Genomic DNA, 13,257 nt, shown 5'->3' on the forward strand with positions numbered 1-13,257 from the left:
TATGCACTCAGGTGCAAGGCTATATAAGCAAAGCACCACAACCCCAACTGGCGGCGGACCACGATCCAGCCGGCCCAGCCGGTCATGCGCTGCAACGGCGTCATGCCCAGGGTGATCAGCAGGAAGATCAGCCCGCCCAGCCCCAGGCGATCGACCAGCACCTTGCCCGGGTCCGGCCCCAGGGCAAAGATCCAGGCCTGGTACAGCCACAGCAACGGCCAGACCGCCGCCAGGATAAAGATGCACAGGCGAAACAGGGGATAACGCATCAATAGTTCTTCCGCAGATCAAGACCGGTATACAACGAAGCCACCTCATCGGCATAGCCATTGAACATCTGCGTCTCGCGCACATTGGGGCTGAACAGCCCGCTGGGCAGACGCCGCTCTCGCGCCTGGGTCCAGCGCGGGTGATCCACGGTCGGATTGACGTTGGCATAGAAGCCATACTCGTCCGGAGCGATCTTCTCCCAGGTGGTCCGCGGCTGCTCGCTGACCAGGCTGATCCGCACGATCGACTTCACGCTCTTGAAGCCATACTTCCACGGCACCACGAGACGCAGCGGCGCGCCGTTCTGGTTCGGCAACTCACGCCCGTACATGCCCACCGCAAGAATCGCCAGCGGATTCATCGCCTCGTCCAGGCGCAGCCCCTCTACATAAGGCCAGTCGATCAGGGCGAAACCCGAGCGCTGTCCGGGCATATGCTTGGGATCCTGCAGCGTCTCGAAGCGGATGTACTTCGCCTTGGACGTAGGCTCGACCGCCTTGAGCAGCGCCGACAGCGGAAAGCCCAGCCAGGGAATGACCATCGACCATGCCTCCACGCAGCGCAGGCGATAGATCCGCTCCTCCAACTGATACGGCTTCATGAAGTCTTCCAGGGCGTAACGCCCCGGCTTGCCCACTTCACCGTCGATGACCACGGTCCAGGGCGAGGTCGGCAGGCTGCCGGCGTTTTCCGCCGGATCGCCCTTGTCGGTACCGAACTCATAGAAGTTGTTGTAGTGGGTCGCGTCCTTGAACGGGGTGATCGCCTCGCCCTGCACGGTCACCGCCTGCCAGCGAACCCCGGGCAGTTTCTCGGTGAACCAGGCTGGCGGCGAACCCGCCTCCACATCGGCATAACGCGATGCATCGGCCGCCCGCGCCCACGATGGCAGCCCGGCAACGGCCAGACCGGCCATGGAGGCACCCAACAGGGAACGACGGGAAAGGTAAAGCGACTCGGGCGTGACCTCCGACTCGGAACAGTCGGAGGCCCGGGGGAACTTGATCAGCATGATGACTCCGCAGAACCGCTGGACAGATGCAGCAGTAGACTACGGAGTCCTGAAAATATTGCAGCCCTACTCGACGTTTTTGCGCCGGCGCATACGCAACAGATATTGCGCAGGACCAGAGGCCGCATAGGCAAGGAACACCAGCAGCAGGATGCGCGGCGGGTCGCTGAAGACCACAGCGAACACCAGGACCACGGCGAGGATCGCCACGAATGGCACGCGGCCCTTCAGGTCCAGCTCCTTGAAGCTGTTGTACTTGATGTTGCTGACCATCAGCATGCCCGCACCGGCCACCAGCAACGCCACCAGGAACGACAGCTTCGAGCCCTGGATGCCGAAGTCGCTGAAGGCCCACACGGTACCGGCCACCACGCCCGCCGCAGCCGGACTGGCCAGGCCAATGAAGTAGCGCTTGTCGGCCTTGCCGACCTGGGTATTGAAGCGTGCCAGGCGCAGCGCCGCACCGGCGACATAGATGAAGGCCACCATCCAGCCGACCTTGCCCATGTCACCCAGCGCCCAGCCGAAGGCCAGCAAGGCCGGAGCCACGCCGAAGGCGACCATGTCGGACAGCGAGTCATACTCGGCACCGAAGGCACTCTGAGTATTGGTCATGCGCGCAACGCGACCATCCAGCCCATCGAGGACCATGGCCACGAAAATGGCGATCGCGGCAAAGGCGAAATACTTGCTCGCCTCCTTCGGATCACCGGCACTCAAGGCGCTTTGGGCGCTCATCGAGTTGATGATGGAGTAGAAACCGGCGAACAGGTTCGCGGTGGTGAACAGGTTAGGCAGCAGATAGATGCCGCGGTGACGGACTTTGCGTCCTTCGGCGTCATGTCCTTCTTCGACATGCTCATCGATCGGTAGCAGGCTTTCGGCGTCAGAGGCCTTGTTCGGCTCTTCGGGACGTTCGCTCATTGAGATTACCTTGCAACGGTTTGGAAAGTTTTGACAAAGGTTTGCGGCAAGGGTTCGCCGACAAACGGATGGAAAGCTTATACCAGAACCTGACCCCGGAAATGAAAAAACGCGGCCGAAGCCGCGTTTTCATTGCATCAAGAACAATCAGTTCTTGGCCTTGTCGACGATCTTGTTCGCCGAGATCCAAGGCATCATCGAGCGCAGTTGCTCGCCGATGATTTCGATGCCGTGAGCGGCGTTGTTACGGCGCTTGGCGGTCATCGATGGGTAGTTGGTAGCACCTTCGGAGATGAACATCTTCGCGTACTCGCCGTCCTGGATGCGCTTCAGAGCGTTGCGCATGGCCTTGCGGGATTCTTCGTTGATGACTTCCGGACCGGTGACGTACTCACCGTACTCGGCGTTGTTGGAGATCGAGTAGTTCATGTTGGCGATGCCGCCTTCGTACATGAGGTCAACGATCAGCTTCAGCTCGTGCAGGCACTCGAAGTAGGCCATTTCCGGCGCGTAGCCCGCTTCGACCAGGGTTTCGAAACCGGCTTTGACCAGCTCGACGGTACCGCCACACAGAACGGCCTGCTCACCGAACAGGTCGGTTTCGGTTTCGTCCTTGAAGGTGGTTTCGATGATGCCGGTACGGCCGCCACCAACGCCAGCGGCGTAGGACAGGGCGACGTTCTTGGCATTGCCCGAAGCGTCCTGGTAGATAGCGATCAGGTCAGGAATACCGCCGCCCTTGACGAACTCGGAACGAACGGTGTGGCCTGGAGCCTTCGGCGCGATCATGATCACGTCCAGGTCGGCGCGAGGAACGACCTGGTTGTAGTGGATCGAGAAGCCGTGGGAGAAGGCCAGGGTAGCGCCCTTCTTGATGTTCGGCTCGATTTCGTTCTTGTACAGGGTGCCCTGGAATTCGTCCGGGGTCAGGATCATGACCAGGTCGGCAGCAGCGACGGCGGTAGCGACGTCAGCGACTTTCAGGCCGTGGGCTTCAGCCTTGGCAACGGTAGCCGAACCTTTACGCAGACCGACGGTGACATCCACACCGGAGTCCTTCAGGTTGCACGCTTGAGCGTGGCCTTGGGAGCCGTAACCGATGATGGCAACTTTCTTGCCCTGGATGATCGACAGATCGCAGTCTTTATCGTAGAAAACTTTCATGAAATACCCCTGTTATCTCGGCCTTGTTCAGGCCATTCGCTAATTTTGTAGAAGTTAGATGCTCAGCACTTTGTCGCCACGGGCAATCCCGGTGACACCGCTACGCACGGTTTCCAGGATGGACGCAGTGCCGATAGCCTGAATGAAGCTGTCGAGCTTGTCGCTGGTGCCGCTCAGCTGCACGGTGTACACGCTGGCGCTGACGTCGACGATCTGCCCACGGAAGATATCGGTGGTGCGCTTGATCTCGGCACGCTGGGCGCCAGTGGCCTTGACCTTGACCAGCATCAGTTCGCGCTCGATGTGAGCACTTTCCGACAGGTCGACCAGCTTGACCACCTCAACCAGTTTGTTCAGGTTCTTGGTGATCTGCTCGATCACCTCATCGTGACCGACCGTGGTCAGCGTCAGACGCGACAGGGTCGGGTCTTCGGTCGGCGCTACGGTCAGGCTTTCGATGTTGTAGTTGCGTTGCGAGAACAAGCCGACGACGCGGGACAGGGCACCGGGTTCGTTTTCCAACAGCAGGGAAATAATGTGCCGCATATCAGGTCCGCTCCGTCTTGCTCAGCCACATGTCGCGCATCGAACCATCCTTGATCTGCATCGGATAGACGTGCTCGCTGTTGTCGACCTGGATGTCGATGAACACCAGGCGATCCTTGAGGGCGAAGGCTTCTTCGAGCTTGGGCTTGAGGTCTTTCAGGCTGGTGATGCGGATACCCACATGACCATAGGCCTCGGCCAGCTTGACGAAATCAGGCAGCGACTCCATGTAGGAATGCGAGTGACGGCTGTTGTAGGCCATGTCCTGCCACTGGCGAACCATGCCCAGTACACCGTTGTTCAGGTTGACGATCTTCACCGGCAGGTCGTACTGCAGGCAGGTCGACAGCTCCTGGATGTTCATCTGGATGCTGCCCTCGCCGGTAACGCAGGCTACATCAGCCTCCGGGAAGTTCAGCTTGACGCCCATGGCCGCCGGGAAACCGAAGCCCATGGTGCCCAGGCCACCGGAGTTGATCCAGCGGTTCGGCTTGTTGAAGCGGTAGTACTGCGCCGCGAACATCTGGTGCTGGCCAACGTCGGAGGTGACGAAAGCGTCGCCCTTGGTGACTTCGCACAGGGTCTCGATCACGGTCTGTGGCTTGATGACACTGCCGTCGCCCTTGTCGTAAGGGAACAGGCCGCGGTCGCCACGCCATTCTTCGATCTGCTTCCACCAGGCATCCATCGCCGCCTTCTCAGGCTTTTCACCGATCTCGCGAACCGCAGCGAGCATTTCGGTGAGAACGCTTTCGACCGGACCGACGATCGGGACGTCGGCCTTGATCATCTTGGAGATGGACGCCGGGTCGATGTCGATGTGGATGATCTTGGCGCTCGGGCAGAACTTGGCCGGGCCGTTGACCACGCGGTCGTCGAAACGCGCGCCGACAGCGAGGATAACATCGGCATGGTGCATCGCCAGGTTGGCGGTGTAGCTGCCGTGCATGCCCAGCATGCCGATGAACTGGCGGTCGGTACCCGGATAGCCACCGAGGCCCATCAGGGTGTTGGTGACCGGGACGTTCAGCAGTTGTGCCAGCTCGGTCAGCGGCTCGGCGCCACCACCGAGGATCACGCCGCCACCGGCGTAGATGATCGGGCGCTTGGCCGCGAGGATCATCTCGGCAGCCTTGCGGATCTGGCCGGAGTGACCACGGACGGCCGGGCTGTAGGAGCGCAGCTTGACCTTCTTCGGATAGACGTACTCGAACTTTTCAGCCGGGTTGGTCATGTCCTTCGGAATGTCCACGACCACAGGGCCCGGACGACCGGACTGGGCGAGGTAGAAGGCTTTTTTCAGGACTTCGGGGATTTCCGAGGCGTGCTTGATCATGAAGCTGTGCTTCACGATCGGCCGGGAAATGCCGATCATGTCGGTTTCCTGGAAGGCATCGGTGCCGACCATGGTGCTTGGCACCTGACCGGACAGGATGACCATCGGGATGGAGTCCATGTACGCGGTGGCAATGCCGGTGATGGCATTGGTCGCGCCCGGACCGGAGGTCACCAGTACCACGCCGGCCTTGCCGGTGGCACGGGCATAACCGTCCGCCATATGGGTAGCGGCCTGCTCGTGGCGAACCAGGATGTGGTGCACTTCCGGTTCTTTGAACAGGGCATCGTAAACATGAAGGAGAGCACCGCCAGGGTACCCATAGATGTGCTTAACGCCTTCGTCACGCAAGAAGCGGACGACCATTTCAGCGCCGGATAAAAGCTCCACGTTGTTCACCTCTAAAACGCCAGAATACCGTTCGCTCCGGAACGGGTCTTAATAGGTTTACTGCCAAGCAGAGCATGAGCGACGAAAATGCCACTACGTCAGCACTGACTGAGCAAGTATTGGGAGCGCCCCAAAGTGTTGCGGGGTTTTCCCACCCAGCGCGAGGTAACGCGTTGCGGGGTGTAACAGGTCGGCGCGGGTGTGCGCCTCATGATCTGCTTAGCGGGTCTGCTTCTGGCAGTCCCCCTACAGCGGACTTCGGATTGTTGTGATTCGAACTGCGCAAGTCAAGTGACTTCACCGTTTAAATTCCGCCGCAGGGCCTTTGCCAGCCGGGCGGAAACGTTTGCCCTGCCCTTGCCGAGGCCCAGCCACAACGAAACGGGGCCGCAAAAGCGGCCCCGGTCGATAAACGGCAAGCAAATCAGGCAGATGGACTAATCAATTGGTCGAACTCGGCCAGCAGCCGGCGCAACTCGCGACTTTCCTCCGGACGATCCACATACACCGTCTCGGCCATGACCAGGATGCCCGAGGCATTGGGCAATGCCAGGCCGTGCTCGAGGATCTGCTTCATGCGCGGCAGGAAGATCCATTGCAGCCATTGATCGAAGCCCATTGTGTCGACGGCGAAAGGCACGGTGCTGGCCAGCGCCTCGGCACTCGGCGCCTCGTCGCTCCACCAGCCCTGGACATGCAGTTCGCGCTCGATCAGCAGCAGGTGATCGGCGATATCGAGAATACGCTGGTCCATCACAGGGTCGCCTGGGCTTTCTGCCGGGCCTGAGCGGCACCCGCAGCGTCGCCCTGCTTGTCGCGGGCCTGGGCGATGATGTTCCACAGCCCGGCCTGCAGGTCAGGTCGGCCGTTCGCATAGGTCAGCGCACGACGCGCCAGTTGCTCGGATTGCGCGGCGTCACCCTGGGCCAGGCGCACCTGGGCCAGGCGGTAAAGCACTTGCGGCTCACGCGGGGCGATGCGCTGGGCACGCTCCAGGCTCGACGAAGCACCGTTGTAGTCGCCACTGCCCTGCTGTTGCTGGGCGGTGGTCAATAGCGCGAGTACCGGACCGTCCAGTTGCTCGTCAGCCGACAGGCCGCCCGAACTGGTGTTGGCCCGCGGAATGCCGGTCGGTGCCGACGGCATCGTGTAGGTGCTGCTGTTTCCTTGCGGGGTGTACGGCTGCGACGTCGACGGCCCCGGGACGATTGGCCCGGTGCTGATACCGGACGGTGCGGTAGACGCCGGGAAGGTCTGGATCGGTGCGGCTCCGCTGCCTTGCGGGATCATCACGGTCACGCCGCTGTCCTGCGGTACGGATTGCGCCTGGCTGGTGCCATTGCGCACTGCCGCGGTATTGCCACGATTGGCCTGCACACGCTCGCTGTTGGAGACCCGGGTACCCGAGTCCACCACCGGGATCGAACCACGCTGCACGGTGGCGCAGCCGTTGAGCAATGCCAGCGCCGTCAGGGCTGGAAACCACCATTTTTTCACGTCAGGTCCTCTTGGCTATCGCCGATCAATTCATCCAGCCCTTGACCCAGTCCATGACTGAATCGGCCGGGGTCTGTTCGCCACCGCAGGCCGTGCCCGCGACCGGCTCGCTTCCGCGAATATAAGGCATCTGCACCGCACCCGGGCAGCTCGCATCGGAGCCTTGGCCAGTGTGCGGATCGACCCAGGCCTGCACCACGTTGTCCGGTTGCGGCATGTCCAGCGGCAGCGGGTCGGCCTTGCGCATGAAGCTGGTCCAGACCTGCAGGGCACCGGTGGCACCGGTAAAGGGCGTCTTGCCGTTGTCGTCACGACCGAGCCAGACCACCGCCAGCAGGTCCTGGCTGAAGCCGGCGAACCAGCTGTCGCGGGAATCGTTACTGGTACCGGTCTTGCCCGCCAGGTTCAGCGAGCTCGGCAGCACGCTGTACACCGAACGGCCAGTACCTTCGCGCATCACGCGCTGCATGGCGTTCTGTACCAGGTAGATGGAGCCCGGGTCGAAGCGCTGCTGGATCTGGAACGGGTAACGCTTGAGCGGCTCGCCCTCGGCGGTCAGCACGCTGCGGATACCGCGCATCGGCGTATTGAAACCACCGTTGGCCAGGGTCTGGTACATGGTCGCGACCTGCATCGGCGACATGCCGCCGGCGCCCAGGAGCATCGCCGGGAATGCCGGCCAGTCGACCTCGACACCGAGACGGCCAATGGTTTTGAGCACATTCGGCACACCCAGTTCCAGGCCCAGCTTGGCCGTCGACAGGTTGTAGGAGTTGGCCAGGCCCTGGTACAGGTAGATGGTGCCGTGGGCCCGGCGGTCGTAGTTCTGCGGTTTCCACACCTGGCCGTCGGCGCCCTTGACCGAGAATGGCTCGTCCTGGACCCAACTGGTGAGGGTGTACTGGCTCGGTTTCTCCAGCGCGGTCAGGTACACCGCCGGCTTGACCAGCGAGCCGATCGGCCGCACCGCGTCGATGGCCCGGTTGAAGCCGGCAAAACCGGCCTGGCGACTGCCGATCAGGGCCTGGACCTCACCGGTTTCCGGGTTGGTCACGACCATTGCTGCTTCGACTTCATCCGAGCCCTTGCGCCCGGCAAGGCGCTTGAAGGTGTCGGCCATGGACGACTCTGCCTTCATCTGCAGGATCGGGTCGAAGCTGGTGAAGATGCGCAGGCCTTCTTCGGTCAGGTCTTCGTCGCGGTAATCCTGGCGCAGCTGACGCTTGACCAGGTCGAGGAAGCCGGGGAACGAGCTGTCGGCCAGGCTGCCGCGCTTGGTCACGCCCAGCGGCATTTTCTTCGCCGCTTCCACCGCTTCCGGGGTCGCCACGCCCTGCTCGGCTAGCAGGTCGAGCACCAGGTTACGGCGCTGGATGGCACGCTCCGGATAACGCCGCGGGTTGTAGTAGGACGGTCCCTTGACCATGCCCACCAGCAAGGCCACCTGGTGCAGCTTCAGTTCCGACAGCGGCTGGCTGAAGAAGAACTGGCTGGCCAGGCCGAAGCCGTGCACCGCGCGCTGGCCGTCCTGACCGATGAACACTTCGTTCAGGTAGGCCTCGAGGATTTCCTTCTTGTCGTAATGCATCTCCAGCAGCACCGCCATCATGGCTTCGGTGAGCTTGCGGCTGAGGCTGCGCTCGTTGGTCAGGAAGAAGTTCTTCACCAACTGCTGGGTCAGGGTACTGCCGCCCTGGCGCATGGCGCCGGACGAGGTGTTGACCCAGACGGCACGGGCGATGGACTTGGGCGACACACCAAAGTGGTGATAGAAGTCGCGGTCTTCCACGGCCACCAGGGTTTCCAGCAGGTATGGCGGCACCTGGTCGAGCTTGATCAGGATGCGGTCTTCGAGGTTCTTCGGATACAGGCCGCCGATCAGCAGCGGCTCCAGGCGCACCACCGCCAGCTTGGCGTTGTTGGCGGCGCTGAGGCCGGCCACGTAATCGCCGGAGAAGCGCACACTGACCTTCTGCGCCGGCTCCATGCCTTCATAGAACTGGAAGCCGCGGGTGTTCAGGTCCACGGTATTGCCGCTCACCGCCGCCGCGCCCGGACCATTGGCCACGCTTTCGCGGCGATAGCCGAGGGCATCGAGCTCGACGAGGAAGTCTTCCTTGCTCAGCTTCTGGCCGACGAACAGCTCCAGCGGCCGGGCATACACCTTGGCCGGGATGGTCCAGCGCTTGCCGGAGAATTTCTCCTGGACGACCGCATCGAGGTAGACGGCGAAACCGGCCAGCACTACAAGGCCGACCAGGCTGAGCTTGATGACCCAGCCGAGCCAGGCGCGAGAGCGGCCGGACGCTTGTTTTTTGGGGGTACGGGAAGATCGGGTACGTGTCATGGGCGCGGATTATACGCACTTTATCGTTCATCGACAGACGCCCCCCGGCGGTTTCCAGACGGCATGCTTGCCGCCATAATGGCCGATTAGAATCCCATTTGCCCCGGAAGGACCGCCCGTGAGCCAAGCCCTGATCACAGCCCTGCAGAACCCCGCCCTGTACCCGCATCCTGTGAAGGATTTCCGGGTTATCGAGACGCATATTTCCTGGGTCGTGCTCACTGGCGACTACGCCTACAAGGTCAAGAAACCGATGAATTTCGGCTTCCTCGACTTCACCGAGCTGGCCGATCGTGAACACTTCTGTAACGAAGAACTGCGCCTGAACACGCGCCTGACCGACGACCTGTACCTGGAAGTCCTGCCGATCACCGGCAGCGCCGAAGCGCCACAACTGGGTGGTGAAGGCGAGGCCATCGAGTTCGCCCTGAAGATGCGCCAGTTCCCCCAGGAGCAGATGCTCAGCACCCTGCAGGCCAACGGCGAACTGACCGCCGCGCATATCGACCAGATGGCGAAACAGATCGCCGACTTCCATCTGCAGGCGCCACGCGTCGCCGTCGAGCACCCGCTGGGCACTCCTGAAAGCGTGATGGCCCCGGTGGAGCAGAACTTCGAGCAGATCCGCCCGTTCCTCCCCGACAAGGCCGACCTGCAACAGCTCGACGCCCTGCAGGCCTGGGCCCGCAGCAGCTTCGACCGCCTGCACCCGCTGCTCGAAGCGCGCAAGGCCGAGGGCTTCATCCGTGAATGCCATGGCGATATCCACCTGGGCAATGCCACCGTCATCGACGGCAAAGTGGTGATCTTCGACTGCATCGAGTTCAACGAGCCGTTCCGCCTGACCGACGTCTACGCCGATACCGCCTTCCTGGCCATGGACCTGGAAGACCGCGGCCTGAAATGCCTGGCCCGACGCTTCATCAGCCAGTACCTGGAACTGACCGGTGACTACGCTGGCCTGGAACTGCTGAACTTCTACAAGGCCTACCGTGCCCTGGTCCGGGCCAAGGTCGCGCTGTTCAGCATGCCGGCCGATGCCGACGGCGTGCAGCGCGCCACTACCCTGCGCCAGTACCGCAACTACGCCAACCTGGCGGAAAGCTACAGCGCCATCCCTTCGCGCCTGCTGGCGATCACCCATGGTGTTTCCGCCGTGGGCAAGAGCCATGTGGCGATGCGCCTGGTCGAGGCCCTCGGTGCCATCCGCCTGCGTTCGGACGTGGAGCGCAAGCGCCTGTTTGGCGAGCAGACCAGCGACGCGGCCGGCGAACTGCAAGCCGGTATCTATAGCAACGACGCCAGCCAGACCACCTACGAGCGCCTGCACCAGTTGGCCGCGGTGATCCTGCGCGCCGGCTTCCCGGTGGTGATCGACGCCACCTACCTGAAGCAGCCACAGCGCCAGGCTGCGGCCGAAGTCGCCAGCGAAACCGGCGTGCCGTTCCTGATCCTCGATTGCAACGCGCCGGATGCGGTGATCGCCAGCTGGCTGGCCCAACGCCAGGCAGACCGCAACGATCCGTCCGACGCCACCCTGGAAGTGATCGCCGCGCAACAGGCCAGCCGTGACGCCCTGGACGCCGACGAGCAACTGCACAGCAAGCGCGTGGAAACCAACGAGAGCAACAGCCTGGACAAGCTGATCGAACAGATCCGCCAGCGCCTGCCGGGCCTGTAAGCCCCTGGAGGCGTGAAGCAGTCCACACTTCACGCCTCTGCTCCTGCCTGCGGAGCCAGTGACACTATAATGCCAGTATCCGGCCACCTCCCTCCGGCCGATCACGAGGCGCTCACCATGAATCAGCCACGGCTACTGGACAGTTCGCTGTTTGCATTGATTCGCAACGAGGACATCGCGGGCTTCAACCGCGAGAAACCCAAGGACGCCAGCATCGATTTCCGGGGTGGAGACTTCCGCGGCCTCGACCTGCGCGACCTCGACCCCGCCGGCGTCGATTTCCGCGATGCCTACTTCCGCGCCGCCGACCTGCGCGGCCTCGACCTGCGCGATGTGCCGCTGGAAGGTGCGAGCCTGGCCCATGCGCAAATCTCCGGGACCTACTTCCCTGCCGAACTGAGCGCCGACGAAATTCTCATGTCGGTGAAATTCGGTACCCGCATGCGCTATCGCACGCGCTAAAGCCTTCCACAGGATCAGCCTCAACGTCCGCGCAAAGCGGTATTCCCAACGGCACTGGCAAAAGGCCGCGTTATTGCCAAGTGCCGCTACACTGCTGATTGATATTCCACGACTTCCTCCACAAGACCCGTTCAGCCGGCGCAAGGAGGCTAGATGAACGATGAACTCCAGCACCTGAAGAATCTTGGCAAGACCTCGGCGCAGTGGTTGCACGCGGTAGGCATCCACAGCGCATCGGACCTGCGCCGCCTTGGCGCGGTGGATGCCTATCGGGCAGTACGCACGCGGGGATTCCGGGCATCGAAGGTGCTGCTGTACGCCATTGAAGGCGCGTTGCTGGATGTGCACTGGAACGATATCCCCGCCGAACGCAAGGAAGCGCTGAACCAGCAACTCGATGCGACGAGCCTGCGGAAAAAAAATTGAAAATAACTGGATTGGCCGGTTGACTTCGAAATGAGAATCGTTATGATTATCACAACTGGTCGCGAGACTGGTTGGATAAGCTGAAAGCCCCTGGTTCGGACTCTCAGATTATCTCCTCATCAGGCTAATCACGGTTATTGACCCGGCACTTTGCCGGGTCTTTTTTTGCCTGCTCGAAAATTGGTGTTGGCAGTACCGGCCTCATCGCTGGCAAGCCAGCTCCCACAGGTCTTGCGTGCACCGCGAACCCTGTGGGAGCTGGCTTGCCAGCGATGAGGCCAGAATGAACAGCACAAAACTCAGCGTAGATCGGCGCAGTAATCCTTCTTCGGCAGCGCCGCCGTGTACCAGACGAAATCAGCCATCTGCGGGCCAACCTCCTCCCCAACCTGCGCCAGCATCAACACCAACGTCCCCAGCTCCGCCCCCAGGTCCGCCAGGTGCACCGGCGCGCCGACATCCTTGCGCACGTGATACCCACCCGCCAGCAGCAGGCTCGGGGCCGGCGCGGCCAGCATGCGCTCGGCCATGCGCCGGTCACGCTGCTGTTGCACGGCAAGCATCGACGGCAACTGGCTTTCCGGGAGCATGCCGCAGTGGCCGCTGCGCACTTCTTCCATCAACACCTCGCGCACCGCTGACGCAGTGGATCGAACCCCCGTCAGCTCCGGCGGATTGCGATAGATGGCCGACATTTCCCCACGATCCAGATTCGCCGCCAGCACCGGGTAGCCCTCGGCAAAGGCGTCACGAATGATCGGCGCATAGAATTTCCAGTCCCAGCCTTGCTGCCAGTCGATGGCCTTGGCCAGGTCCGTGGGCAGGGGATTCTGTTGCCGCACCAGGTCCACCTTGACCTGCTGCACCGGCTCGAGCATTTCCAGGAGCACGCTGCCCTGCGCTCGCTGCTGGTTCAGCGCCTGGAGCAGCCAGCGTTGCAGGGCATGATGGTCAGGATTGTCGTGCTGCTCGCCAACCAGCACCCGCGGTGCCGCAGCCAGGCGCTGGACCAGTTGCTCCGGCGTCAGCACCTTGCCACTGGCCGTCTCGCGAATCAGCCCCAGGTCGGCATGTTCGCGGCCTTCCGGGCTCTGCCATGCCGGCAGCGGCGGCAAGGCGGGGGGCGTGGCCGTGGACTGACACCCCGCCAGCCCCCAGGCCAGCAGGAAGACGAGGCCAAACGCGCGGGACCGGGACATGTA

Annotated in this window: 13 protein-coding genes (1 of these 13 cut by a window edge); 3 read left to right on the plus strand and 10 right to left on the minus strand. The window is 62.3% G+C overall.

All coding sequences use genetic code 11. The annotated features are described in order from the left end of the window. The 9 genes from msrQ to mrcB all read right to left on the minus strand — a co-directional run. Positions 1 to 269: the 5' end (the start) of a protein-methionine-sulfoxide reductase heme-binding subunit MsrQ gene (msrQ, locus tag AC2CQI_RS16295; protein WP_075803493.1), read on the minus strand. Its footprint begins 352 nt before the window's first position; only the first 269 of its 621 coding nucleotides appear in the window; it begins with the start codon at positions 267 to 269; its stop codon lies off the left edge, out of view. Continuing rightward, positions 269 to 1,282 (minus strand): protein-methionine-sulfoxide reductase catalytic subunit MsrP, encoded by a 1,014-nt coding sequence (gene msrP / locus AC2CQI_RS16300; protein ID WP_484577324.1) that lies wholly within the window; start codon positions 1,280 to 1,282, stop codon positions 269 to 271. Before msrP ends, msrQ begins: the two co-directional genes overlap by 1 nt. A 66-nt stretch (positions 1,283 to 1,348) precedes the next feature. After that, complete coding sequence (pssA, locus tag AC2CQI_RS16305) at positions 1,349 to 2,206, minus strand: CDP-diacylglycerol--serine O-phosphatidyltransferase (RefSeq protein WP_009398818.1); 858 nt, start codon at positions 2,204 to 2,206, stop codon at positions 1,349 to 1,351. Between the two features lie 147 nt (positions 2,207 to 2,353). Further along, positions 2,354 to 3,370, minus strand: coding sequence for a ketol-acid reductoisomerase (gene ilvC, locus AC2CQI_RS16310; protein ID WP_099455328.1), 1,017 nt, complete (start codon positions 3,368 to 3,370; stop codon positions 2,354 to 2,356). 54 nt (positions 3,371 to 3,424) lie between these two features. Next, positions 3,425 to 3,916: an acetolactate synthase small subunit gene (ilvN, locus tag AC2CQI_RS16315; RefSeq protein ID WP_008096911.1), complete on the minus strand. Its 492-nt coding sequence runs from the start codon at positions 3,914 to 3,916 to the stop codon at positions 3,425 to 3,427. A 1-nt stretch (position 3,917) separates the two neighbouring features. Further along, positions 3,918 to 5,642, minus strand: coding sequence for an acetolactate synthase 3 large subunit (locus AC2CQI_RS16320; RefSeq protein WP_075803568.1), 1,725 nt, complete (start codon positions 5,640 to 5,642; stop codon positions 3,918 to 3,920). Positions 5,643 to 6,066: 424 nt separating this feature from the next. Beyond that, on the minus strand, positions 6,067 to 6,399 hold the full coding sequence (locus AC2CQI_RS16325) for a YqcC family protein (RefSeq protein WP_075803496.1): 333 nt from the start codon (positions 6,397 to 6,399) through the stop codon (positions 6,067 to 6,069). Then, positions 6,396 to 7,139, minus strand: a complete 744-nt coding sequence (locus AC2CQI_RS16330; protein ID WP_484577325.1) for a tetratricopeptide repeat protein — start codon at positions 7,137 to 7,139, stop codon at positions 6,396 to 6,398. Before AC2CQI_RS16330 ends, AC2CQI_RS16325 begins: the two co-directional genes overlap by 4 nt. 25 nt (positions 7,140 to 7,164) lie before the next feature. Further along, a complete protein-coding gene (gene mrcB, locus AC2CQI_RS16335) occupies positions 7,165 to 9,486 on the minus strand; it encodes a penicillin-binding protein 1B (RefSeq protein ID WP_075803498.1) in 2,322 nt (773 codons plus the stop codon). Between the two features lie 118 nt (positions 9,487 to 9,604). Here mrcB and AC2CQI_RS16340 point away from each other — a divergent pair, with 118 nt between their 5' ends. The 3 genes from AC2CQI_RS16340 to AC2CQI_RS16350 all read left to right on the plus strand — a co-directional run bounded on the left by AC2CQI_RS16340 (position 9,605) and on the right by AC2CQI_RS16350 (position 12,055). After that, positions 9,605 to 11,167: a bifunctional aminoglycoside phosphotransferase/ATP-binding protein gene (locus AC2CQI_RS16340; RefSeq protein WP_484577326.1), complete on the plus strand. Its 1,563-nt coding sequence runs from the start codon at positions 9,605 to 9,607 to the stop codon at positions 11,165 to 11,167. 117 nt (positions 11,168 to 11,284) lie between these two features. Further along, entirely contained in the window at positions 11,285 to 11,629 is a 345-nt protein-coding gene (locus tag AC2CQI_RS16345; RefSeq protein ID WP_075803500.1) for a pentapeptide repeat-containing protein, read from the plus strand. Between the two features lie 153 nt (positions 11,630 to 11,782). Then, positions 11,783 to 12,055, plus strand: a complete 273-nt coding sequence (locus tag AC2CQI_RS16350; RefSeq protein ID WP_009398805.1) for a TfoX/Sxy family protein — start codon at positions 11,783 to 11,785, stop codon at positions 12,053 to 12,055. A gap of 299 nt (positions 12,056 to 12,354) precedes the next feature. Here AC2CQI_RS16350 and AC2CQI_RS16355 read toward each other — a convergent pair whose 3' ends face one another. Continuing rightward, positions 12,355 to 13,254 (minus strand): ChaN family lipoprotein, encoded by a 900-nt coding sequence (locus AC2CQI_RS16355; RefSeq protein ID WP_484577327.1) that lies wholly within the window; start codon positions 13,252 to 13,254, stop codon positions 12,355 to 12,357. Positions 13,255 to 13,257 lie beyond the last annotated feature (3 nt).

It is taken from the genome of Pseudomonas sp. P2S-1 (assembly GCF_057197725.1).

What these genes read in the sequence shown, in the direction of transcription:
- AC2CQI_RS16355 (WP_484577327.1), bottom strand. Translation starts at nt 13,254, where the DNA reads ATGTCCCGGTCCCGCGCGTTTGGCCTCGTCTTCCTGCTGGCCTGGGGG.
- mrcB (WP_075803498.1), bottom strand. Translation starts at nt 9,486, where the DNA reads ATGACACGTACCCGATCTTCCCGTACCCCCAAAAAACAAGCGTCCGGC.
- AC2CQI_RS16345 (WP_075803500.1), top strand. Translation starts at nt 11,285, where the DNA reads ATGAATCAGCCACGGCTACTGGACAGTTCGCTGTTTGCATTGATTCGC.
- ilvC (WP_099455328.1), bottom strand. Translation starts at nt 3,370, where the DNA reads ATGAAAGTTTTCTACGATAAAGACTGCGATCTGTCGATCATCCAGGGC.
- pssA (WP_009398818.1), bottom strand. Translation starts at nt 2,206, where the DNA reads ATGAGCGAACGTCCCGAAGAGCCGAACAAGGCCTCTGACGCCGAAAGC.
- msrP (WP_484577324.1), bottom strand. Translation starts at nt 1,282, where the DNA reads ATGCTGATCAAGTTCCCCCGGGCCTCCGACTGTTCCGAGTCGGAGGTC.
- AC2CQI_RS16350 (WP_009398805.1), top strand. Translation starts at nt 11,783, where the DNA reads ATGAACGATGAACTCCAGCACCTGAAGAATCTTGGCAAGACCTCGGCG.
- ilvN (WP_008096911.1), bottom strand. Translation starts at nt 3,916, where the DNA reads ATGCGGCACATTATTTCCCTGCTGTTGGAAAACGAACCCGGTGCCCTG.